Origin of the sequence: Pseudomonas sp. BIGb0176 (assembly GCF_024810175.1) — a bacterium.
GTDB lineage: Bacteria > Pseudomonadota > Gammaproteobacteria > Pseudomonadales > Pseudomonadaceae > Aquipseudomonas > Aquipseudomonas protegens.
The window spans coordinates 2182781-2204864 of sequence record NZ_JANUEC010000001.1 but is presented as its reverse complement, the minus strand read 5'-3'; the positions used below and the strand labels follow the sequence as shown (position 1 = coordinate 2204864).

The 22084-nt window shown below is 66.2% G+C and carries 18 protein-coding genes; 13 read left to right on the top strand and 5 right to left on the bottom strand.

Going from position 1 to position 22084, the window contains the following annotated elements; genetic code table 11:
- Positions 1–159 precede the first annotated feature (159 nt).
- From M2395_RS09550 to M2395_RS09525, 6 genes are all read left to right on the top strand, one after another.
- Positions 160–1062, top strand: coding sequence for a PhzF family phenazine biosynthesis protein (locus M2395_RS09550; protein ID WP_053157606.1), 903 nt, complete (start codon positions 160–162; stop codon positions 1060–1062).
- Entirely contained in the window at positions 1059–1655 is a 597-nt protein-coding gene (locus M2395_RS09545; protein ID WP_123430400.1) for a hypothetical protein, read from the top strand. Before M2395_RS09550 ends, M2395_RS09545 begins: the two co-directional genes overlap by 4 nt.
- A gap of 286 nt (positions 1656–1941) precedes the next feature.
- On the top strand, positions 1942–2916 hold the full coding sequence (gene hemB, locus M2395_RS09540; protein WP_015635078.1) for a porphobilinogen synthase: 975 nt from the start codon (positions 1942–1944) through the stop codon (positions 2914–2916).
- Positions 2917–3026: 110 nt separating this feature from the next.
- Positions 3027–3548: a sigma-70 family RNA polymerase sigma factor gene (locus M2395_RS09535; protein WP_015635079.1), complete on the top strand. Its 522-nt coding sequence runs from the start codon at positions 3027–3029 to the stop codon at positions 3546–3548.
- The gene (locus tag M2395_RS09530; RefSeq protein WP_123430401.1) at positions 3545–4516 is read left to right on the top strand and encodes a FecR family protein; all 972 of its coding nucleotides are present in this window, start codon (positions 3545–3547) and stop codon (positions 4514–4516) included. The genes M2395_RS09535 and M2395_RS09530 overlap by 4 nt, the downstream gene beginning before the upstream one ends.
- 101 nt (positions 4517–4617) lie before the next feature.
- Positions 4618–7092: a TonB-dependent siderophore receptor gene (locus tag M2395_RS09525; RefSeq protein ID WP_011060591.1), complete on the top strand. Its 2475-nt coding sequence runs from the start codon at positions 4618–4620 to the stop codon at positions 7090–7092.
- Between the two features lie 39 nt (positions 7093–7131).
- Here M2395_RS09525 and M2395_RS09520 read toward each other — a convergent pair whose 3' ends face one another.
- Positions 7132–8037 carry a LysR family transcriptional regulator gene (locus tag M2395_RS09520; protein WP_123430402.1) on the bottom strand — a complete coding sequence of 302 codons (906 nt, stop codon included), beginning with the start codon at positions 8035–8037 and terminating at the stop codon, positions 7132–7134.
- A gap of 161 nt (positions 8038–8198) precedes the next feature.
- On the opposite strand from M2395_RS09520, the gene M2395_RS09515 reads away from it, so the two are divergent.
- Positions 8199–9056, top strand: coding sequence for an SDR family NAD(P)-dependent oxidoreductase (locus tag M2395_RS09515; protein WP_103407871.1), 858 nt, complete (start codon positions 8199–8201; stop codon positions 9054–9056).
- Here the strand turns inward: M2395_RS09515 and M2395_RS09510 are convergent.
- Together M2395_RS09510 and M2395_RS09505 are read right to left on the bottom strand one after the other, a co-directional pair.
- Positions 9043–10593: an FAD-dependent oxidoreductase gene (locus M2395_RS09510; protein WP_123430403.1), complete on the bottom strand. Its 1551-nt coding sequence runs from the start codon at positions 10591–10593 to the stop codon at positions 9043–9045. The two genes, M2395_RS09515 and M2395_RS09510, sit on opposite strands and share 14 nt — an antisense overlap.
- Positions 10594–10644: 51 nt before the next feature.
- Positions 10645–11259, bottom strand: coding sequence for a LysE family translocator (locus M2395_RS09505; protein WP_011060595.1), 615 nt, complete (start codon positions 11257–11259; stop codon positions 10645–10647).
- A gap of 332 nt (positions 11260–11591) precedes the next feature.
- On the opposite strand from M2395_RS09505, the gene M2395_RS09500 reads away from it, so the two are divergent.
- Positions 11592–12683, top strand: coding sequence for a DUF1615 domain-containing protein (locus tag M2395_RS09500; protein ID WP_123430404.1), 1092 nt, complete (start codon positions 11592–11594; stop codon positions 12681–12683).
- A gap of 413 nt (positions 12684–13096) precedes the next feature.
- Complete coding sequence (locus tag M2395_RS09495; protein ID WP_041117318.1) at positions 13097–13639, top strand: ATP phosphoribosyltransferase regulatory subunit; 543 nt, start codon at positions 13097–13099, stop codon at positions 13637–13639.
- Between the two features lie 216 nt (positions 13640–13855).
- Here the strand turns inward: M2395_RS09495 and M2395_RS09490 are convergent, their stop codons facing one another.
- Positions 13856–14653, bottom strand: a complete 798-nt coding sequence (locus M2395_RS09490; protein WP_041117320.1) for a DUF4349 domain-containing protein — start codon at positions 14651–14653, stop codon at positions 13856–13858.
- Between the two features lie 197 nt (positions 14654–14850).
- Here M2395_RS09490 and M2395_RS09485 point away from each other — a divergent pair, with 197 nt between their 5' ends.
- Positions 14851–15270 (top strand): PaaI family thioesterase, encoded by a 420-nt coding sequence (locus M2395_RS09485; RefSeq protein WP_077933826.1) that lies wholly within the window; start codon positions 14851–14853, stop codon positions 15268–15270.
- A 116-nt stretch (positions 15271–15386) separates the two neighbouring features.
- Here M2395_RS09485 and rtcR read toward each other — a convergent pair whose 3' ends face one another.
- Positions 15387–16979 carry an RNA repair transcriptional activator RtcR gene (rtcR, locus tag M2395_RS09480; protein ID WP_077933827.1) on the bottom strand — a complete coding sequence of 531 codons (1593 nt, stop codon included), beginning with the start codon at positions 16977–16979 and terminating at the stop codon, positions 15387–15389.
- A 204-nt stretch (positions 16980–17183) separates the two neighbouring features.
- Here rtcR and M2395_RS09475 point away from each other — a divergent pair, with 204 nt between their 5' ends.
- From M2395_RS09475 to M2395_RS09465, 3 genes are all read left to right on the top strand, one after another.
- Entirely contained in the window at positions 17184–18728 is a 1545-nt protein-coding gene (locus M2395_RS09475) for an RNA-binding protein (RefSeq protein ID WP_123430405.1), read from the top strand.
- A 772-nt stretch (positions 18729–19500) separates the two neighbouring features.
- Positions 19501–20727, top strand: a complete 1227-nt coding sequence (locus tag M2395_RS09470) for an RtcB family protein (protein ID WP_077933829.1) — start codon at positions 19501–19503, stop codon at positions 20725–20727.
- Between the two features lie 4 nt (positions 20728–20731).
- Complete coding sequence (locus tag M2395_RS09465) at positions 20732–22075, top strand: hypothetical protein (RefSeq protein ID WP_015635089.1); 1344 nt, start codon at positions 20732–20734, stop codon at positions 22073–22075.
- The last annotated feature ends 9 nt before the right edge of the window (positions 22076–22084 follow it).

The following is a 22084-nucleotide window of genomic DNA, read 5'->3' as shown; positions in this document are numbered from 1 at the left end:
CGATCCCAAGAATGCCAGGGGGGTGTCTGGGGGCGCCCAGCCAGGGCCTGCGTACCGAACGCAGCCCGCTCTTTCGCAGCCTCACCCTGGCTCGGCAGCGGCTACAGCCAACGTTGTGCCTCATAACGCTGGGCCTTATTAAGAAACAGGAATTTTTGCATGCGCCCCTTAAGTTTCAAGCAAGTCGATGTCTTCAGCTCGACTCCCCTCAAAGGCAACCCCTTGGCCGTGGTATTCAACGCTGACGAGCTCAGCACCGAGCGCATGGCCACCTTCGCCAACTGGACCAACCTCAGCGAAACCACCTTTCTGCTCCAGCCCCGCGATCCCCGGGCCGACTACCGCCTGCGGATCTTCACCACCACCCAGGAATTGCCCTTCGCCGGCCACCCGACCCTGGGCAGTTGCCACGCCTGGCTCGAAGCCGGCGGCGTGCCCCGGGGCGAGGAGATCATCCAGGAGTGCGAAGTGGGCCTGGTGCGCATCCGCCGCCAGGGCGATCAGTTGGCCTTTCTCGCGCCGCCGCTGCTCAAGGCCGGCCCGGTGGAGCCCCAGGTGCTGGAGCAGGTGCGCCGTGGCCTGCGCCTTACGCCCGGGGACATCGTGCAGGCGCAGTGGGTCGACAACGGCGCCGGCTGGCTGGCGGTGATGCTCGGCGAACGCCAGCAGGTGCTGGACCTGCAACCGGACTACCCGGCGCTGATCGGTCTGGCGGTCGGGGTGATCGCGCCCTGTGACCCCGAGCGTGATGACAGCGACGCGCAGTTCGAGGTACGGGCCTTTATCGCCGGTGATGGCATGCCCGAAGACCCGGCCACCGGCAGCCTCAATGCCGGCATCGCCCAGTGGTTGCTGGGCGCCGGGCTGGCACCGGCTCGCTACCGCGTCAGCCAGGGCCTGAGCATGGGCCGGGCAGGGCGGATTGACGTGGAACAGATCGGCGATGAAATCTGGATCGGCGGCACGGTGCGAACCTGCATTGAGGGACACCTGCGGCTTCTCCAAACCAGTGAGCAAGCGTGCGGGAATACACCTTCGCCCACTGGACCGAGGCATCCATGAGCGCGCTGGCACCTGGCGATTTTGCAGGCACCGGCACGCACAAGCCGGCACGGCTCCTGTGCGCCTGGGCCCAGGTTGTGTCCTGGAAGGGCTGGATGCTGCGGGCAGGCCTGCTGGGTTTGCTGGCGCTTGATCCACTGCTTTGCATTGCACAAACCACGGCGGTCAAACAACCGCCCGGCCCGGCCACCTTGCCTGGTAATACATCGGGGAGCGAATTCGCGGCATCCGCCAGCGTGGCGCCCACGCCAGGGGGCAAGGGCGTGGCGGTGAATGCCACGTGCAACCTGCCGGTCAAGCCATCAGCCGGCAAAGTCGTGGAGATATATTGGACCCAGGGCCCGGAAAATCGTCGCGTGGTGGGCCGCGAGGCTGACCATTACGTCGATCTCAATCTGATCGTTCGAACTGTGGGTTACCGGCCTGGCGAGTGCATCGAAGCGACGATTCAGTCCGAAAACGCTGCCGATGAAATTGCCGACAGGATCAAGAAAATCGTGCTCAGGGGAAAGGTTGACGATACCGGCATGGCCTACTTCAAAACGCCTCTGAAGGACTACACCCTCAATTTGCAGGGCAGCGAGCCGCCGTAGTGTGCACACCCGTGCGGGAGCCAGGAGCTGCTGCAAGCGGCCAACCGCCGGATTTGTCGCACGCAGGTTTTTCAATGGCGGCTGCCGCTGTTGCGTCAGATGGTCGCAGGCTGGCCGCGTCGAGTGACCGATACCCCTTGGATCGCGGGGCCTCAAGGGCATTGTTACGGCTTGGGCAAGACTCTCTTGAGCCGTGCGGGTTTGTACCGGGGCGGCTGCGGGCATAAGCTTTCAGCCTTTTTTCGCCATAGCTCGTGTTGTTTCGCGCTCAGCCTTAGGAAAAATCATGTCCAGCCAGTTCCCAGAAGCCCGTCCGCGTCGCCTGCGTCGCTCCGAACAACTGCGCAGCCTGTTCCAGGAAACCGAATTCACCCTCAACGACCTGGTGCTGCCGATTTTCGTCGAGGAAGAAATCGACGATTTCGTGCCGATCAAGAGCATGCCCGGGGTGATGCGCATTCCCGAATCCAGGTTGGCCGGCGAGATCGAGCGCTACGCCCGCGCCGGGATCAAGTCGGTGATGACCTTCGGCGTCTCCCACCACCTGGACTGCGACGGCAGCGATACCTGGAAGGAAAACGGCCTGGTGTCGCGCATGTCGCGCATCGCCAAGGATGCGGTGCCGGAGATGATCGTGATGTCCGACACCTGCTTCTGCGAATACACCGATCACGGCCACTGCGGGGTCATGCACGGCCATGAAGTGGACAACGACCAGACCCTGCTCAACCTCGGCAAGCAGGCGGTGGCTGCGGCCCGTGCCGGCGCCGATGTGATCGCGCCGTCGGCGGCCATGGACGGTCAGGTCCAGGCCATCCGCCGCGCCCTGGATGCCGCCGGCTTCACCCAGACGCCGATCATGGCCTATTCCACCAAGTTCGCCTCGGCGCTCTATGGCCCGTTCCGTGAAGCCGGCGGCAGCGCGCTCAAGGGCGATCGCAAGAGCTACCAGATGAACCCGATGAACCGCCGCGAAGCGGTGCGCGAGTCCTTGCTGGACGAACAGGAAGGCGCCGACTCGCTGATGGTCAAGCCCGCCGGGGCCTACCTGGACATCATCCGCGACATCCGCGAGGCCTCGCGCCTGCCGGTGGCGGCGTACCAGGTCAGCGGCGAGTACGCGATGATCAAGTTCGGCGCCCAGGCCGGCGCCATCGACGAGCAGCGAGTGGTGCGCGAAACCCTGGGTTCGATCAAGCGCGCCGGCGCCGATCTGATCTTCACCTACTTCGCCATGGACCTGGCCCTGGCCGGGATCTGATTAGGCTCCGCAGTACTGCCACGAACGTCGTCCGGCGTTCGTGGCTATTGCCAAGACTTCCGCCTCTACATGACAATGCGATTCATTATCAAATATGAATCCTTACTGTCATGCCCGCCGACGACTTATCCCTGCGCTGTGCCGTCACCGACCTCTACACCCATCACCATGGCTGGCTGCAGGGCTGGTTGCGCCAGCGCCTGGGCAACGCCTTCGATGCCGCCGACCTGGCCCAGGACACCTTCGTGCGGGTGCTCAAGGCGCGCAACGCAGTGGAGATCCGTGAGCCGCGGCCCTACCTGTCGCGCATTGCCCGGGGCCTGCTGATCGATCTGTTTCGCCGGCGTTCCCTGGAACAGGCCTACCTCGAAGCCCTGGCCCTGGTACCCGAGGGCGAGCACCCGTCGCCGGAGGAGCAGAGCGTGCTGTTCCAGGCGCTGATGGAAATCGACCGGCTGCTGGATGGCCTGGGGCCCAAGGTGAAACAGGCTTTCCTGCTGTCCCAGTGCGACGGCCTGACCTACGAGCAGATCGCCGAGCGCCTGCAGATTTCCGTGCGCAGCGTGAGCAACTACATGGCCAAGGCCATGGAGCATTGCTGCCTGATGCAGATGCGGATGCAGCTGTCATGAGTTTCGCCGGCCTGCAACTGAGCGTCGGCGAGCGCCAGGCCATCAGCGGCGCGGCACGCTGGTACGCGCAATTGCGCTCCGGCAGCGCCAGCGAGCAGGAGCAGGCCGCCTGGCGCGAATGGCTGGCCGCCGACCCCTTGCACCGCCAGGCGTGGGAGCGCATGCAGCAACTGGGCGAGCAGATGTCGGCACTGCCCGGCGGCCTGGCCGGTTCCACCTTGCGCGGGGCAGGGCGCTCGCGCCGCGAGCTGATGCGCAACCTGGTGGTGCTGGCCTCGGCCGGTTCCCTGGGCTGGCTGGGCTGGCGCAGCGACAGTGCCCAGCAACTGCTGGCCGATTATCGGACCCAGATCGGCGAGCGCCGGCAAGTGCGCCTGGCGGACGGCACTTCGCTGCTGCTCAATACCAACACCTCGATCAACGTGCAGTTCGACAGCCAGCAACGCAAGGTGCAGCTGTTGTGGGGCGAGATGCTGGTCAGCACCGCTGCCGATCCCTTGCAGCGGCCGTTCCGGGTCTTCACCCGGGACGCCGAGGTGCTGGCCCTGGGCACTCGCTTCGTGCTGCGCAGCGATGAGCGTGAGGAGCAGGTGGCGGTGCTGGAGCACGTGGTGCAGGTCAGCCTGGGCGCAGGCCTTGCGCCGCGTCGGGTCGAGGCCGGCCAGCAACTGGCGTTCAGCGCCGGGGGCTTTGCCGCGCTGCGGCCCAACGATGCCGCGGTGGGTGCCTGGCGCCAGGGCAGCATCATCGCCATCGACCGGCCCCTGGGGGAATTGCTGGCCGACCTGTCGCGCTACCGCCGCGGGGTTGTGCAGTGCGATCCGCAGATTGCCGGGCTGAAGATCTCCGGGGCCTTCCCCATCGATGACACCGACCGCGCCCTGGCGGCGCTGGAAAGCGGTTTCTCCCTGCAGATCAAGCGCTACACCCGCTACTGGGTACGGGTTTGCGATAGCCGCGTGGGTTGAATCCGCGGGGCAAAAAAAATTCAATGGTCTTTGCATGTTTGCCCCTCCTGGTCCGGCTTATCCCCCAGTGGATTCATTTTCGTTAGCGGGGAAGGCAAAGCATGTCTGATGTTCACAAGTCGAAGTTGGCCCAGGCGATCAAGGTCGGGCTCTGGGGCGCACTGGCGGTCTACGGTGCGGCACTGCTGCCGTTGACCGCAGTGGCGGCGAGCGAACAGACCGCGGTGCGCCGCTTCGATATTGCCGCCGGTGACCTGACCGAGGTGCTGAGCCGTTACGCCAGCGCTGCCGGTGCGGCAATTTCCTTCGATGCCCGGCAGACCGCCGGCCTGCGTTCGGCGGGGCTCAAGGGTGAATACGGGGTACAGGAAGGCTTTGCGCGGATTCTCGCCGGCAGCGGCTGGCAGGCCGAGCCGCAGAGCAACGGCAGCTTCGTGCTGCGCCCCGTACCCCAGGGCAGCGGCGCTCTGGAGCTGGGCACCACCCAAGTGCAGGGCCAGGAGCTGGGGGCCACCACCGAGTATTCCGGTTCCTACACCACTGGCGCGGTCACCATCGGCAAGGGCCAGCACTCGCTCAAGGAAACCCCGCAGTCGGTGACCGTGATCACCCGCAAGATGCTCGATGACCAGAACCTCAACACCATTGACCAGGTGATGGAGAAGACCCCGGGCATCACCCTCTACGACTCGCCCATGGGCGGCAAGTATTTCTACTCCCGGGGCTTTCGCATGACCGGCCAGTACCAGTACGACGGCGTGCCCCTGGACATGGGTAGCAGCTACGTACAGGCCGACAGCTTCAGCAGCGACATGGCCTTCTATGACCGGGTGGAGATCCTGCGCGGCGCTGCCGGCATGCTCAAGGGCGCGGGCGGCACTGCCGGCTCGGTGAACTTCGTGCGCAAGCGCGGCCAGGCCACGCCGCACACCGAACTGACGATGTCCGCCGGCAGCTGGGACAACTACCGGGCCCAGGTGGACACCGGCGGGCCGTTGAACGATGCCGGTACCGTCCGCGGCCGGGCGGTGGTGACCCAGCAGACCCGGCAGTACTTCTACGACCTGGGCGAGCGCAAGGACCAGGTCTACTACGGCGCCCTGGATTTCGACCTCAGTGACGCCACCACCCTGGGCCTGGGCATGGCCTATGAAGACGTCGACTCGCGCCCGTGCTGGGGCGGCCTGCCGCGCTACAGCGACGGCAGCGACCTCAAGCTGGGCCGTTCCACCTGCCTGAACACCGCCTGGAACAACTCGCGCAGCAAGCGCGCGACCTATTTCGCCGACCTGCGCCAGCAACTCAACGACGACTGGGCGCTGAAGGTGGCCGGGGTCTACACCCGCAATACCCAGGATATCGAGTACGCCTTCCCCAGCGGTTCGGTGCCGGTGGGGGCCAGCCGTTCCAGCACCCTGATGCTGGGCAGCATCTACGACTACGACCAGGTGGACTACGGCTTCGATGCCTATGTCGACGGGCACTTCCAGGCCTTTGGCCAGGAGCACGAGCTGACCTTCGGCGCCAACGCCAGCCGCTCGATCAAGGACGACTTCTACGCCGTGGCCGGCTTGCCCCAGCGGCAGAATGTGCTGGACCCCGATCACCACCTGCCCAAGCCCGACGACAGCTACTACGAAAGCAACTCCACCCGGGGCGGCCCCACTGATCTGCGGATCCAGCAGCAAGGGTTGTATTCCACTGTGCGCCTGAAGCTGGCCGACCCGCTGACCCTGGTCATGGGCAGCCGGGTCAGTTGGTACAAGTCGCAGAACGATTCCGTGGCCTATTGGCGCGATACCCGCACGCCCAGCAGTGCCCGTTCCAAGGAAACCGGCGAGGTCACGCCGTTCGCCGGGGTGCTGTACGACCTCAACGACAACCTCACGGCCTACGCCAGCTACTCCAGCATTTTCACCCCCCAGGGCAGCTATCGGACCCTGGACGGCGCCTCCCTCAAGCCGCTGGTGGGCAAGAGCTACGAGCTGGGGATCAAGGGCGAGTGGTTCGATGGCCGCCTCAACAGCGCCTTCAGCCTGTTCCGCACCATCCAGCAGGACGCGCAGCAGGACGACCCCGCCTGCCCGGACAGCACCTGCTCGCTGAACTCGGGCAAGGTCCGCGCCCAGGGCTTTGAAGCGGAGCTCAGCGGTGAGGTGATCGAACGCCTGCAAGTGTTGGCCGGCTACACCTACACCCAGACCAAGACCCTGGAGGACGCCAACAGCGCCAACAACGGCTTGCCGTTCACCACCTACGTGCCGCGCCACCTGCTGCGGGTCTGGGGCGACTATCAGCTGGGCGGTGCCCTGGAGCGCTTCACCGTGGGGGCCGGGGTCAACGCCCAGAGTGACAACTACCGAGTCTCGCCCACCAGCGGCAACCACATCCGCCAGGCCGGCTATGCGATCTGGAACGGACGCATCGGTTACCGCATCGACGACACCTGGTCCCTGGCGCTGAACGGCAACAACCTGCTGGACAAGCGCTACTACACCACCATCGGCACCGAAGGCTTCGGCAATTTCTACGGTGACCCGCGCAACCTCACCCTGTCGGTCAAGGCCGACTTCTAAGGCCGGGTGGCGGCCGCGCAGGCCTTCTGCACGGCCGCTTCAGGCCCCGGGCCCGGCGTCGAGCAAGGCCATAAAACGCTGCAGCTGTGGCGAAGGGTTGTCCCGGTGCCAGTTCATGTACAGCCCGATGCTTGGCCCGGGCTGCGTGCCCATGGCCCGCAGCGGGCGGTAGGCGACGCTGCCCTGCAGCACCGCATCGGCCATCGAGCGGGGCACCAGGGCCACGCCGAAACCGCAGCCCACTAGGCCCAGCTGGGTCTGGACCCGGGCCACTTCCTGGACCACCTTCGGGGTGAACCCGGCCGCGCTGCACAGCGCCATCAACTGGTTGTGGTAGCCGCGGCCCAGGGCCTGGGGCGTGAACACGAAGTCGTCGTTGGCCAGCTCTCGCAGGTCCACCTCTGGCGCCTGGGCCTGGGGGTGGTCGTGGGGCAGGGCGATGACGATCGGCTCATCGAGGATCAGGCGCGAGGCTATCTGCCCTTCGGGCAGCGGCAGCTCACGCATGAACGCCAGGTCGATGTCGCCGCCGAGCAAGCCCTTGAGCTGCTCGGCCGAAGGCAGTTCCCGCAGTTCCAGGCGCACCTCGGGCAAGGCCTGGCGAAAGCCCCGCAGGCTGGCGAGCAAGCTCGGGTAGCCGGCCAGTGACAGGCTACTGACGCGCAGGCTGCCGGCCAGGCCCTGGGCAATATGGCGCGCCTGCTCGATGCCCTGTTCCAGGGTAGCCAGGGTGCGCCGGGCGCTGTGCAGGAAATCCACCCCGGCCGGGGTCAGGGCCACGCCTCGACGATTGCGCCGCAGGAGGCTGAAACCGAGTTTTTCCTCCAGGCGGGCGATGGCCTGGCTCAGGGGCGGCTGGGCCATGTGCAGGCGCGTGGCGGCCTTGTGAAAGTGCAGTTCTTCGGCGACGGCGATGAACTGGCGCAACAGGCGCGTTTCGATCATGGCGATGCTTCCTGGCTGGGGGCTGTGGGACTGTAAACTCCAAGGCTCATGGTTTCACAGCGAATTCATTGATATCAAAAACCTCTCACAGAACCTGGAATTTAGTATTAAGTCACTGATTTTCATGCTGTTACCCTGGAATTCACACAGGAGGGAAGAGCATGGATTTCAGCGGCAGAACGGCGATTGTCACCGGCGCCGGGCGCGGCCTGGGCTTGAGTTATGCACGGGCCCTGGCCCGTCGTGGTGCCCAGGTGGTGATCAGCGATTGCGGGAGTGACGGCAGCGGCAGCGGGGCGGATGACAGTGTCGCCCATGATGCGGTGCAGGCCTTGCGGGCCAGCGGTGCCAGGGCGCTGGCCGACACCGCCGACCTGGGCACCGAGGCCGGTTGCCAGGGGCTGGTGCAGCGCACCCTGGAGGCCTTTGGCAGCCTGGATATCCTGATTCACAACGCCGGCTGGGTTGGCTACCAGGCGCTGGAGCAGACCGACGCCGGGTTTCTCGAGCGCATGCTGGGGATCAACCTGTATGCGCCCATCTGGCTGGCCAGGCATGCCTGGCCCCATCTGCGGCAGTCCGCCGCACCGCGGCTGCTGTTGACCACCTCCGACCGTGCGCTGTACCCGGAATATGCCCAGCCGGGGCTGCTGGCCTACTGCGCGGGCAAGATGGCCCAGGTCGGGATCATGAATGCCCTGGGCCAGGAAGGGGCGGAGCACGGGATCCGGGTCAACGCGGTGTCGCCGGTGGCCAAGACCCGCATGTGGGGCGTCAGCGAGGAGCCGCCGGAACTCAAGCCGGACTGGGTGACGCCGGGGGTGCTGTTTCTGGTCAGCGAGCAGTGCCAGGACAGCGGCTACATCCTGCGGGCCAGCAATGGCCAGTTCAGTGCCTGGCGCCCCCAGGAGGCCCCCGGTGTGGATTACCCCCGGGACCTGAAGCGGATCGCGGCGGCCACGCCGGAGCAGTTCGCCCGGCGCTGGGGGCAGATCAAGCAGCCTTTCATCGGGGCCTGAGGGAGGGGGCGGCGCTCTGCGGGGAGATCTCCCGTTCGCGGAAGTAGCGCTCCAGCACGCGCGGGTCGGCCGAGCGCTCGGCCAGGGCCACGTAGGTGTCCGGGCGCAGCAGGTAGAAGGCGTTGCGCGCCAGCCCCGCGGCGGCATGGGCCGGGCGCCAGTCGAAGGTGCGCAACGGCACCTGGTGCGCGGTGCACCAGTCGCGCAGGGCGTCACTGGTGACGCCGTAGACATGCACCTGCCAGCCCAGGTACTCCAGGCTGTCGAAGTTGTCGTGTTCACCATCGCGAACCCAGGGCAGGCGGTCGCCGCCGTGCACCGGGCCGACGCCGCCGGCGCTCAGGGGCATGCCGCGGTAGTTCAGGGTGATCTGCGACACGGTACGGAAGAGAAACTCCCGGGCGCTGTCGAAGGCGGCGATCTTCGGCAGCAGCAGGGGCGCCAGGCGGGTGCGCGCCAGGTAGGCCACCGGGCCGTCGGCGGTGGCGAAGCTGAACACCCGGTCGGTGGTGGCCACCAGGCGCCGGGCGAACTCCATGCGTTCGGTGGCGTAGGTTTCCAGCAGGCGCTCGGCACTCTTGCCGCTCAGTACCGCTGCCAGTTTCCAGGCCAGGTTGATGGCGTCGCCGATCCCGGTGTTCATGCCCTGGCCGCCGGCCGGGCTGTGCACGTGGGCGGCGTCCCCGAGGAGGAACACCCGGCCGGTGCGAAACTGCTCGGCCACCCGGTGATGCACCTTGTAGGTGGAGAACCAGTTGACCTGGGCCACCTCGACCTTGAGCTGGCGCATGGCGCGCTGGCTGACATCCTCGAAGCGCAGGTTCTCCGGGTGCTCGGCACGCTCGTCGCGCACCGTGCCGATCAGCCGTGCGCGGCCGCTCTGGGCCAGGGGGAACACCGCGAGAAAGTCGGCGTCATCCAGGTCTACGTGCAACTGGCCGTCGATGCTCGGGCCGCTGGCCTGCACATCCGCGACGTAGAACACCTGCTGGTAGGTGCCGCCGGGAAAGCCGGTGCCCAGGGTCTTGCGCACCGTGGAGCGGGCGCCGTCGCAGCCGGCCAGGTAGAAGGCCTGGCAGTGTTCTTCGCGCCCGTCGGGGCCGCGCAGGCGGGCGTTGATCAGGTGGCCGTGGTCGGTGAAGGCCAGCAGCTCGGTGTTGCGTTCGACCTCCACCCCCTGCAGCGCCAGGCGTTCGATCAGCAGTTGCTCGTGTTCGTCCTGAGGAAAGATCTGCAGGAAGGGGTAGGGCGTCAGGTCTTCGCCGATGGCGTTGAACGGCAGGTGGGCGGCGCGCTCGCCCTTGACCCAGAGGTTCACCGCCGGCACATGGTGGCCGCGCTCGACGATGGCCCGGGTCAGGTCCAGCTGGCGGTACAGCTCAAGGGTTCGCGCCTGCACCGCCAGGGCCCGGGAGGTAGTGCCCGGGCCCGGGGTCTTGTCGATGATCCGCACCTTGACCCCCTGCCGGCGCAGCCAGAGCGCCAGGACCAGGCCGGTGGGGCCGGCGCCGATGATCAGTACGTCGCTGCAATTCATGGGCTTGCCCTCGGTAGACGATCAAGGTCATGCAGGCGGCTGCCGCCGGGCTCAGCGCTGGGCGAAGGCCAGGTTCAGGCCGAGCCCGGCGAAGCTTGCGGCAAAGCTGCGGCGCAGCCAGTTCTGCACCTGGGGCGACTCGATCACCGCGGTGCGGAACAGGTTGGCCAGCAGGCCATAGAGCACGAACACGAAGAAGGTCATGGCCATGAACACGCCGCTCAGGAGCAGCATCTGCGGGATCGGGTCGCTGCCGTCATGGGCGATGAACTGGGGCAGGAAGGCCAGGAAGAAGAGGGTCAGCTTGGGGTTGAGGATATTCAGCAGGCAGGCCTTGAGCATCAGCGCGCCGGGGCCATGGCTGACGGCGTTGCTGTCCACGGCGAAGGCCGAGCGGTCGCGCCAGGTGGCGTAGGCCAGGTACAGCAGGTAGGCGACGCCGGCGAACTTCAGGCCCTGGAAGGCCAGCGCGCTGGAGTGCAGGATGGCCGACAGGCCGAGGATCGAGGCCAGCAGGTGCGGGACAATCCCGGCGGTGCAGCCGATGGCGGTGAACAGGCTGGCGCGCTTGCCGGCCACCAGGGCGGTGGAAATGGTCAGGATCACGCCGCTGCCGGGAATCAGCACGACGATCAGGCTGGTGATCAGGAAATCCAGGGTCAACATCCGGGCATCACTCCATTGAGGGCAGGCGCAGGTTCATGGCTGGGCGCCACACCTAAGTCGGGGGTCATCAAAATACACCCAGCCACACCGCCAATAGAAGGATTCTAGCCTGTAGCCGCTGCTGAGCCCGCGAAGCTGCGCAAAGGTCCGCAGGACCTTGCCTGGCGATCTCCCGCCGATCGCGCAGAGGCCTCAGGGTCGCAGCGTCTGCTACGCAGCCTGCGGCAGCGGCTACGAGGGCCGCGGCGGGAACAGCGCTCGCATTCCTTGGTCGAACGCCCCAGCCGCTGCTTTACTTGCACGGCCCTCGCCCAGCCATCTCGCGGAGCCCCATGATTTCCTCTCGTCTTCTCAGTTGCTTCCTGGGCCTGTCGCTGCTGGCCGGTTGCGCCAGCCAGCGCGGCCCCCAGGCACCAACACTGACCCCCGAACAGACCCAGGCCCGCATCCTGCGCCTGCTGCCGGCCCAGGTGGCGGACCGCCCGGGCTGGGCCCGGGACATCCAGGTGGCCTTCAGCGCCCAGGGCCTTGAGCCGAGCCAGAGCAACCTGTGCGCGGTGCTGGCGGTGACCGAGCAGGAATCCACCTTCCAGGTCGACCCGACGGTGCCGGGCCTGGGGCGCATCGCCCGGCAAGAGATCGACCGCCGCGCGGCCAAGGTGCATGTGCCGGCGCTGCTGGTCAGCGCCGCCCTGCAAGTGCGCGGCCCGGACGGCCAGTCCTACAGCCAGCGCCTGGCCAGTGCCCGCAGCGAGAAGGAATTGAGTGCGATCTTCGATGACTTCATCGGCATGGTGCCCCTGGGCAAGACCCTGTTCGGCGGCTTCAACCCGGTGCACACCGGTGGGTCGATGCAGGTCAGCATCGAGTTCGCCCAGCAGCATGCCCAGGGCTATCCCTACCCGGTGCAGGACTCCATCCGTCATGAGGTCTTCAGCCGCCGCGGCGGCCTGTATTTCGGCATCGCCCACCTGTTGGGCTACCCGGTGGACTACCCGCAGCCGTTGTACCGTTTCGCCGATTTCAACGCCGGCTGGTACGCCAGCCGCAACGCGGCGTTCCAGAGCGCGGTGAGCCGTGCCAGCGGGATCAGGCTGGCGCTGGATGGCGACCTGATCCGCTACGGCTCGATCATGCCCGGCAGCACCGAGCTGGCGGTGCGCACCCTGGGCAAGCAGCTGGGGCTGCGTAACCCGCAGATCCGCGTCCAGCTGGAGAAGGGCGACCGCCAGGACTTCGAAGAAACCGAGCTGTACCGTCAGGTGTTCGCCCTGGCCGATCGCACGGCGGGCAAGCCCGTACCGCGCCAGCAACTGCCCGGCATCGAACTCAAGAGCCCGAAGATCACCCGCCAGCTGACCACCGCCTGGTTCGCCAAACGGGTGGACGAACGCTACCAGCGCTGCCTGCAACGCCCGCTGTAGCAGCTGGCTTGCCAGCGAAGGCGGCCGCCAGGGCGATGCAGGGCCTCTTCGCCGGCAAGCCGGCTTCCACAGGGGGCACTGTTGTGCGGGGCGCAGGTGCTTGCTTGTCAGGCCCGGGGGCGGCGTGGCAGGATGCGCCATGAATTTTTTCCGGCTCGTCTCCCGCCCTCATCACCATCGACCTCATCTCCGGGGCCGTGGTCGCTTGTGCGCGTCGAGCCGTCAGTCATCGAGCAATCGCGATCACTGACCTTCGATGAAAAAAACCAAGGCGCCCCACAAGGCGCCTTTTTTATTGCCTATCAAAAAACCAGAGGAATGACCCATGACCATGTTACGTGGCACTCGAATGATCACCGGCGAACAAGCCGCCACCCTGCGCACCCTGGAAGGACGCTTCCGGAGCTGGCTTCATCGAAGCGGGCGCTGAAGAAGTCATTGTCCCGGCGCTGTGGGGCCAGGACACCTTTATCGAGAAGGCCGGCGGCAGCGAAGTCATCGGCCAGATGTGGGCCTTCAACGACAAGGCCGGGCGGCCTTGCTGCCTGATCCCGGAAGCCACCGCGCTGTTCCAGGAAACCGCCGGCGAGCTGCTGGCGGGGCGCGAGCAGGCGGCCTTCTTCTACGTTGCCCGCTGCTATCGCTACGAGCGGCCGCAAGCCGGGCGCTACCGCGAGTTCACCCAGTTGGGCCTGGAGATTCTCGGCCCCGATCCGCAGCGCGCCCTGGAGCAGGCGCGGGCACTGTGCGTGGGCTTTCTCGACGCCTTGGGCCTGGAATACCAGCTCAACCTCGGGGTCAAGCGCGGCCTGACCTACTACCTCAATGGCGAGGGTTTCGAAGTGCGCTGCCCGCGCCTGGGGGCGCAGCAGCAAGTGGTGGGGGCAGGCGCCTATCGCCAGGGTGCCGGCTTCGGCATTGGCCTGGAGCGCCTGCAACTGGCGCTGCAAGCCTGACCGCCTGCGTGCGGTAGGGACTGGCTTGCCAGCGAAGGCATTCGCCAGGGCGGTGCAGGGCTGGCGGGCCTCTTCGCCGGCAAGCCGGCTCCTACGGGGTGGTGCTCCGGGATGTGCCTGCTTGCTGTAGGAGCTGGCTTGCCAGCGAAGGCGTTCGCCAGGGCGGTGCAGGGCTTGCGGGCCTTTTCGCCGGCAAGCCGGCTCCTACGGGTGGGGTCAGGGGCGCCGGCGTACGAATTTGCGCCACAGCCAGACCCACAGCAGCACCAGGGGGAAGGCCAGGATCACGAAGGGCAGCACATAGCTGCCTTTCTCCAGGGCCTCGGCGGTGCCGTCGGCCAGGTTGTCCAGCAGGTTGCTGAAGGCGCGCTTGAGGCTGGATTCGCGCTGGACGCCGTCGCTGGGCAGGAACTTCAGGGTCAGGAGGTTGGTGTCCAGGCGGCGTTGCTGGCCGGCGGCGGTCTGGGCCAGGGCCTGCAGGTCGTTCTCGATGCCGGCCTGTTCCCGGCTCAGGGCAATCAGGTCGCTGACGCTGATGTCCTTGCGCGCCGCCAGTTCGTCCAGGCGCTGCTGTTGGGCCTTGAGCCGCTGCTGCTGGCGCTGCACATCGGCCACGGCATCGGCCAGGTCTTCGGCGCTGGTGATGCGCTCGCCCAGTTCCGCGCCCTGGGAGGCCTGCTGGACGATGGGCTCCACACCGTCCGGGACTATTCGCAGCGTCACCTGGGCGCGGTACTTGCCCTGTTCCAGGCGCAGGATATTGCACGGGCCGAACTGGGCCTTCTCGCAGGCTTCGCGGGTTTGCGCCAGGCGCGGACCGATCTGCGCGGCTGGCAGCGACAGGCTCAGTTCATGCTCATAGGCCAATTGCGCGCCGGCCTTGCCCTGGGCCCCGCCCAAGGCCACGGCGCTGCTGTTGTGGTCGCTGGGAGAGCAGGCGCTGAGGGCCAGGGCGCCGAACAGGGCCAGGGCCAGTCGACGGAATTTCGCAGGGTGATCGTCCTGATGTTGCATGGGGGCTCCTTGAGGGATGAATCGGCGACAGGGTCGCAGGTGCGCATCTTACCGTCGTTCGGGGAAAGACCACGATCCCGGCTGGGCTTATCGAGGATAATTTTCCTGGCTAATGCTGATAGGCGCGGAGCGGGTTCAGGGCTACACCTGTGGCAGCCCGGGACGACGGAGTTTCGGCGCAGATCAAGGAGTGCGTCATGCGCGAGTCGGATATCCCCCCAGGCTTTGCCCCCTTGCCCCGCAGCAGCCCGCTGCTGGAACTGATCGGCCCGGTCTACGGCTGCGGCAGTGGCAGCGAACTGCGCGTCGGCCTGCGGGCCGATGCCCGGCACGCCAACGGCCGGGGCAGGGTGCATGGCGGCATCATCGCCACCCTGGCGGACATCGGCATGGGCTACGCCATGGCGTTTTCCAGCGATCCGCCCTTGCCGTTGATCACCGCCAGCATGACCCTCGACTACCTGGGCGCGGTGCAGGTCGGGGAATGGATCGAGGTGCACCTGGAGCATGCCAAGCGTGGCCGGCAGATGGCCTTTGCCACCGTGGTGCTGCGGGTCGGCGAACGGGAAGTGGCCCGGGCCAGCGGCGTCTTCGCCGTCCCAGCCGCAGCCCTGTAGCCGCTGCTGAGCCTGCGAAGCTGCGCAAAGGTCCGCAGGACCTTGCCTGGCGATCTCCCGTCGATCGCGCAGAGGGCTCAGGATCGCGGCGTCTGCTGCGCAGCCTGCGGCAGCGGCTACAGCTGTTTCCAATCCAGGCCGAAACGCGCCAGGTATTTGCGCAGGCGGTCGGCGTCGTTGGGGTTGGCCTTGCCCAGGCGTGACACGCCGAACAGCCGGCGCCCCGCCTCCGACAGGCTGTCGGCGCGGCGGCACTCGGCAATCACTGCCTTGAGTTGCAGGCGGTCGAACAGGTCCAGCTCCACATCATCGCCCAGCAGTTTCTGCAGTTCGTCCTCTTGGTTCTCCAGCCCCCAGGCGTGGCGCAGGCGCTGGATCTCTTCCTCGGCCTGGGCCTGGTCGATGCGCCCGCTGTCGGCCAGGGTGGCCATGCGGGTGATGGAGGCCGACAGCTCGCGGAAGTTGCCCAGCCACGCCGCTTCGCTGGAGCTGGCAAAGGCCAGGTAGCGGCGCCGCGCCTCCAGGTTGAAACGCACCAGTTGCCCTTGCTCCCGGGCGTGACGCTCCAGTTCGAAATCGATGTTCGGCTCGATGTCCTCGCGGCGTCCCGCCAGTCCCGGCAGGTTGAAGGTCCAGAGGTTGATCCGCGCATACAGGTCTTCGCGGAACAGGCCCTGGGCCACCCGGCCGCGCAGGTCGCGGTGGGTCCCGGCGATGATCAGGAAGTCACTCTCCACTTCCTGGTCCGCGCCCATGGGGAAGAAGCGTTTTTCCTCGATGGCCTTGAGCAGCATCGCCTGTTCGTCCAGCCCCAGTTCACCGATCTCGTCGAGAAACAGCATGCCGCCATCCGCCGCCCGCAGCAGGCCTTCGCGGGCATTCTGGGCGCCGGTGAAGGCGCCCTTGATATGGCCGAACAGTGCAGACATGGCACCGTCGCCGCGCAGAGTTGCGCAGTTGACCTCGACAAAGCGCCCCTGCACCTGGTGCCGGCCACGCTTGAGCTCATAGATGCGCCGGGCCAGGAACGACTTGCCGGCACCGGTGGGGCCGATCAGCAGCATCGGTGCCCTGGAGCGCACGGCGACCCGTTCGATCTGCTCGATGGAGCGGTTGAATGCCGGGTTGCGGGTGGCGATCCCGGACTTGAGGAAGGCCAGGCCCTCCAGGCGCTTGTGGGCAAAACGCGAGGCGATGCGGTCGTAGCGCGACAGGTCGAGGTCGATCAAAGCGTGGGTGCCGGTGGCGTGCTGGTCCGGGTCGCGGCGCCGCGCCGGTGAGGTCTGGATCAGCCGGGCAGGGAGGTAGCGCGCCTCGGTCAGCAGGAACCAGCAGATCTGCGCCACGTGGGTGCCGGTGGTGATATGCACCAGGTAGTCCTCGCGCTCGGTGTCGAACGGGTAGGCGCTGGTGAAGTCGTGCAGGGCGCCGTACACCTCCTCGAAATCCCAGGGATTGTTCAGGCCCATGGGGTGCAGGCGCACCTCGGTTTCCGGCGACACCTGGCGCACGTCGTTGGCCACCCGTTCGGCCAGGCTGACATCCCGCGCGTCCAGGCCATGGATCAGTTCCAGGCGGTTGATCAGCACATCCTGCTGCTGGCACAGACCGACCGTGGGCCGCCAATGGCTCCAGCGGTTGGCACCCTTGCCGACACGATCGAGGGTGGAACCGACAAAACCTATGGCGACCGTGGGCTTGTTCGACATGTTTATACCTGGAGATAAAAAACGATAAGTAAAGATATAAAATTATCGAGGTGTTTGTCTTGCCGGATACGTGATGAAAAAGTGATAAAAAATAAAAACGTTATAAATCAATGAGTTGAAAAATAATTTGGTGGAAAATCAAAACCTGGCACAGCGGCTGCAATATCTCTGGCAACGAACAAGACAACAGAGCGAGACGCCAAGATGGCCAACTTCCAGCTGTTCAACACCCAACAGGCAAAAGCGCCAGCGAGCACCACCCTGAACGCTTCCAAGGCCGGGGCCTATGCCTACAACGCCAAGCATCGCCTGGCCCAGCTGGCGGTTACCGGTTGCTTGAACTCGACCTTCTACACCTCGCCTGAAGGCCAGCTGGAAGCGGTGCTGCAACTGGTGAGCGAGCTGGACAGCCGCTTCGTCGCCCAGGCCGCCCGTTACGCTCGCCAGCAAGGCCATATGAAGGACATGCCGGCGCTGCTGCTGGCGGCGCTGACCGCGCAACGTTCGGCCCTGGTGCCGGAGCTGTTCGCCCAGGTGGTGGACAACGGCAAGATGCTGCGCAACTTCGTGCAGATCCTGCGCAGCGGCGTGACCGGGCGCAAATCCCTGGGTTCGCAGCCCAAGCGCCTGGTGCAGAACTGGTTGAACAGCGCCACCGAGCGCCAGCTGTTGCAGGCCTCGATCGGCAACCAGCCGTCCCTGGCGGACGTGGTGAAGATGGTTCACCCCAAGCCAGGCGAGGCCTGGCGTGAAGCCTTCTTTGCCTGGTTGATCGGCAAGCCGGTGGATGTGCAGGCGCTGCCTGAGCTGACCCGGGACCTGCTGGCGTTTCGCAGCGGAGCGACCCGGGAAGTGCCCCAGGTGCCGTTCCAGTTGCTCGGCAACGAGACACTGAGCGCCGAACAATGGGCCGGGCAGGCCCGCAACATGGGCTGGCAGGGGCTGCGCATGAACCTCAATACCCTGGCGCGCCACGGCGCGTTCCAGGTGCCGGGTTGCACCGAGTACGTGGCGGCGCGGCTGGCGGATGCGGGGGAGGTGGCCAAGGCCCGGGTCTATCCGTACCAGTTGCTGGCGGCCTACCGCATGGCCGGTGACGAGGTGCCGCAGGCGGTCCGCGAGGCGCTGCAGGATGCCCTGGAGCTGTCCCTGGCCAACGTGCCGGCGCTGGCGGGCAACGTGGTGGTCTGCCCGGATGTCTCGGGCTCGATGCACAGCCCGGTCACTGGCTATCGACAGGGCGCCACCACCGCGGTGCGCTGCATCGATGTGGCGGCACTGGTGGCGGCCGCGGTGTTGCGCAAGCAGCCGGCGGCGCGGGTCATGCCGTTCGAGCGTGGGGTGGTGAACATCCACCTCAACCCGCGGGACAGCGTGATGAGCAATGCGCAGAAGCTGGCGAACATCGGCGGAGGGGGGACCAACTGCTCGGCGCCCCTGGCGCAGTTGGCCAACGCCAAGAGCCGCGTGGACACGCTGATCCTGGTCTCGGACAACGAGTCGTGGATCGATGCGCGGCGCCAAGGCGCCACGGAAACGATGCGCCAGTGGGAGCGGATCCGGGCCATCAACCCGCAGGCGAAGCTGGTGTGCATCGACATGCAGCCCGGGGCCACGACCCAGGCACCAGACCGCGAGGACATCCTCAACGTCGGCGGCTTCAGTGACGCGGTGTTCGATGTGATCGAGCAGTTCACTGCGGGCAATTACGGTGCGCAGCACTGGGTAAAGGCGATCGAGGCGATGTAACGCTGATCGGTAGAGGATGAAACACACCGTGCGCCGGCCAGCCGGCGCACACTACAGATTTTTTGCTCATTGGCCCTGAATGCCGCTGTGACTACATCCAAAGGCGTCTCAGCAACTCTTGTCAGGGCCGGTGACGGCACGAATGCCAGTGGCTGTACATATTGGTTAAGCCGGTTCGAATCCGGCGATCAGTCACTTCTTTTGTCGTGCCACCTTTTTTGCAGTTTTTGCGACGAATGCTGATGGAACTACATCCAAGGTTCGAGATGCGGGTTCGATTCCCGCCGGTGCCGGAAAACGGCGCCGTGGTTCAATGGTCAGAACGCGAGTGCACCGTTTCATCGACTCCTTGTCGTCGCATCTTTTCCCCCCGCCTCGGCGGGATGGCAGCGAATGCCACGGGTACTACATCGTGTCGCGGGTTCGAACCCCGCCAGCCGCAAGGCTGTAGCTCAGTCGGTAGAGCAAATGTGCCTGTTCCCTTGTCGCTGCCCGCAGGCCCGGCCTGCACCGATTGACCCGGCGAATGCCGGTGGAACTACAGGACAGCGTGGTCGCGGGTTCGAGTCCCGTTCACCGCAAGGTGCTAGCTCAGAGGCAGAGCGCGCTGCATGTTTCACCTCCACTTGTCGCCGTTTGCACCGAACACCGCAATTTCGTAGGAGCTGGCTTGCCAGCGAAGAGACCCCCGAGATCGTCTTCTGCGACCCGGCTCCTGCGCACCCTATTGAACAAGGCCGAATCAGCGGCCACAGGAAAAAGAGTCAACGACATGGAACACAAGACCTACCAACTGCTGGAAGTCGCCAACGGCAAGCCGATCAAGATGTGGACCCAGGGCGTGCCGGTGGAAAACGAAGCCCGCCAGCAATTGATGAACACCGCGAAGATGCCGTTCATCTTCAAGCACCTGGCGGTGATGCCCGACGTGCACCTGGGTAAGGGTTCGACCATCGGTAGCGTGATCCCCACGGTGGGCGCGATCATCCCGGCTGCGGTCGGGGTGGATATCGGCTGCGGAATGATCGCCGCCCGTACTTCGCTGACCGCCTCCGACCTGCCGGATAACCTGGCCGGATTGCGTAGCGCCATCGAGGCGGCGGTGCCTCACGGTCGTACCTCGCCCCGTAGCGGTCGCGATAAGGGCGCCTGGGGCGACGTGCCGAATCAGGCCGACCAGGCCTGGGCTGAGCTGCACCCACGTTTCAAGGCGATCACCGATAAGTACCCGGCCCTGGCCAACAGCAACAACCGCAAGCACCTGGGAACCCTCGGCGGGGGTAACCACTTCATCGAGGTCTGCCTGGATGAGGCCAACCGGGTCTGGTTCATGCTCCACAGCGGTTCCCGTGGCGTAGGTAACGCCATCGGCAACCTGTTCATTCACCTGGCCCAGGCCGATATGCGCCAGCACATCGCCAACCTGCCGGACCGCGACCTGGCCTATTTCGAGGAAGGCAGCCAGCACTTCAACGATTACGTGGAAGCGGTGGCCTGGGCCCAGGATTTCGCCCGGCAGAACCGTGAGCTGATGATGCAATTGGTGATCCAGGCCACCCGCAAGGTGATCAGCAAGCCCTTCGAGGTGGCGCTGGAGGCAGTCAACTGCCACCACAACTACGTGCAGAAGGAGCGCCACTTCGGTGAAGAGGTGCTGGTGACCCGCAAGGGGGCGGTGTCGGCGAAGAAGGGCGAGCTGGGGATCATTCCGGGTTCGATGGGGGCCAAGAGCTTCATTGTCCGCGGATTGGGTAACGAGGAGGCGTTCTGCTCCTGCAGCCACGGCGCGGGGCGTACCATGAGCCGCACCAAGGCCAAGAACACCTTCACCCTGGCCGACCAGATCCGCGCGACCGCCCATGTGGAGTGCCGTAAGGACGAAGCGGTGATCGATGAAATCCCGATGGCCTACAAGGACATCGACCAAGTGATGCACGCCCAGCGCGAGCTGGTGGAAGTGCTGCACACCCTGCGTCAGGTGGTGTGCGTTAAGGGGTAGAACAATGGACGACATGGATGCATTGATAGCAACCCCGCCCGGCTGGCAGTACCAGCTGAGCGACTACGAAGCCCGCCGCGTGCGGGAGGTGATGGACGAGTTGGACAGGCACAGCGCCTGGCTGGAGCTGAGCCGCTTCGGCAACGGTTTCGTGCGTCAGGCCGCGGTGCGCGGGCTGGCCGCGCAGCCTTCGGCAGAGGCCCTGGTGGCTTTGCTGGAGCGCCTCAACGACTGGGTGCCCCAGGTTCGCCAGGAGGCCGCCGCGGCGGTCGAGGCCTATTGGGTGCCGGAGCATGCCGGGCTGCTGTTGCAGACCCTGGCACCGCTGCTGGCCCTGGCCGGCAAGCAGCGCGCCGACCACGGCGCGACTCTGGAGCGGGCCAGCGCCGTGTTGCAACTGGCCCAGGTGCGCGACCAGGTGCAAGGGGCCTTTGGCACTTGCCGGGGCAAGGCTGCGCGCTTTGTCTTCGAGCTGTTGCTCAAGGGCGTCGAGGACCGACCGGCGCTGCTGGCCATGGCCCTGCGCCACCCGGAGGTCAGCGTGCGGCAGATGGCGGTGGACGCCTGCGCCGAACTGCCCGATGAGCAGGCGCTGCCCTTGCTGGAAGAGGTGATGCGCAGCTGCGGCGCCAGTGTGCGGGTCAAGGCCCTGCGGCTGCTGCTGTCGCGTCTGGCCGATTGTCGCGAGTATCTGGCGCAGGCCCTGCTCGACCCTTCGGGGGCCTTGCGTTGTCTGGCCCACTGGGCCGCGCCGCGCCATGGGCTGGACCCGCGGGCAGTGCTGCTGGCCCGCTTGCAGCAGCCGGCCCCGGGCAACAAGCGCCAGTGGCTGGGGCTACTGGGGTTGGTCAGGGAGCTGCAGGAGCCACAGGCCGATGCCATGGTGCGCCAGGCCCTGGCTTCGCCGGCGCTGAGCGTGCGCCTGCAGGCCCTGCAAACCCTGGGTGAACGTGGCATGGCCGAGCAACTGGCAGCCCTGGACGATGCCTCGGACAAGGTCTTCGACTGCGCCCTGGGCCTGTTGCGCCAGCAGCCGTGGGCGGTATTCGACGAGGCCCTGGAGCAGCGTCTGGACCAGCATTGGCACGATCTGCCCAAGGCGCGACGCTGGGCCATGCTGGCCCTCAAACCGGGCTGGCGTCAGTTGGAGTACCTGCTGTGGCGCCTGGGGCAGGGCGGCAGTGACGCCGCCTATTGGCGCGAGGCCCTGGCACGCTGGTGCGATAGCCGCTACGGGATGTTCGACCCGGTGACCCCCAAGCCCCTGCGCGAGGCCATGGTGCAACGCTTGCAGGCGATGGAAGCCGCCGGGGAATTACCCGCCGGTTCGGTCCAGCGGCTGTTGTGAGGAAAGGAG

What these genes read in the sequence shown, in the direction of transcription:
- M2395_RS09550 (WP_053157606.1), top strand. Translation starts at nt 160, where the DNA reads ATGCGCCCCTTAAGTTTCAAGCAAGTCGATGTCTTCAGCTCGACTCCC.
- M2395_RS09545 (WP_123430400.1), top strand. Translation starts at nt 1,059, where the DNA reads ATGAGCGCGCTGGCACCTGGCGATTTTGCAGGCACCGGCACGCACAAG.
- hemB (WP_015635078.1), top strand. Translation starts at nt 1,942, where the DNA reads ATGTCCAGCCAGTTCCCAGAAGCCCGTCCGCGTCGCCTGCGTCGCTCC.
- M2395_RS09535 (WP_015635079.1), top strand. Translation starts at nt 3,027, where the DNA reads ATGCCCGCCGACGACTTATCCCTGCGCTGTGCCGTCACCGACCTCTAC.
- M2395_RS09530 (WP_123430401.1), top strand. Translation starts at nt 3,545, where the DNA reads ATGAGTTTCGCCGGCCTGCAACTGAGCGTCGGCGAGCGCCAGGCCATC.
- M2395_RS09525 (WP_011060591.1), top strand. Translation starts at nt 4,618, where the DNA reads ATGTCTGATGTTCACAAGTCGAAGTTGGCCCAGGCGATCAAGGTCGGG.
- M2395_RS09520 (WP_123430402.1), bottom strand. Translation starts at nt 8,037, where the DNA reads ATGATCGAAACGCGCCTGTTGCGCCAGTTCATCGCCGTCGCCGAAGAA.
- M2395_RS09515 (WP_103407871.1), top strand. Translation starts at nt 8,199, where the DNA reads ATGGATTTCAGCGGCAGAACGGCGATTGTCACCGGCGCCGGGCGCGGC.
- M2395_RS09510 (WP_123430403.1), bottom strand. Translation starts at nt 10,593, where the DNA reads ATGAATTGCAGCGACGTACTGATCATCGGCGCCGGCCCCACCGGCCTG.
- M2395_RS09505 (WP_011060595.1), bottom strand. Translation starts at nt 11,259, where the DNA reads ATGTTGACCCTGGATTTCCTGATCACCAGCCTGATCGTCGTGCTGATT.
- M2395_RS09500 (WP_123430404.1), top strand. Translation starts at nt 11,592, where the DNA reads ATGATTTCCTCTCGTCTTCTCAGTTGCTTCCTGGGCCTGTCGCTGCTG.
- M2395_RS09490 (WP_041117320.1), bottom strand. Translation starts at nt 14,653, where the DNA reads ATGCAACATCAGGACGATCACCCTGCGAAATTCCGTCGACTGGCCCTG.
- M2395_RS09485 (WP_077933826.1), top strand. Translation starts at nt 14,851, where the DNA reads ATGCGCGAGTCGGATATCCCCCCAGGCTTTGCCCCCTTGCCCCGCAGC.
- rtcR (WP_077933827.1), bottom strand. Translation starts at nt 16,979, where the DNA reads ATGTCGAACAAGCCCACGGTCGCCATAGGTTTTGTCGGTTCCACCCTC.
- M2395_RS09475 (WP_123430405.1), top strand. Translation starts at nt 17,184, where the DNA reads ATGGCCAACTTCCAGCTGTTCAACACCCAACAGGCAAAAGCGCCAGCG.
- M2395_RS09470 (WP_077933829.1), top strand. Translation starts at nt 19,501, where the DNA reads ATGGAACACAAGACCTACCAACTGCTGGAAGTCGCCAACGGCAAGCCG.
- M2395_RS09465 (WP_015635089.1), top strand. Translation starts at nt 20,732, where the DNA reads ATGGACGACATGGATGCATTGATAGCAACCCCGCCCGGCTGGCAGTAC.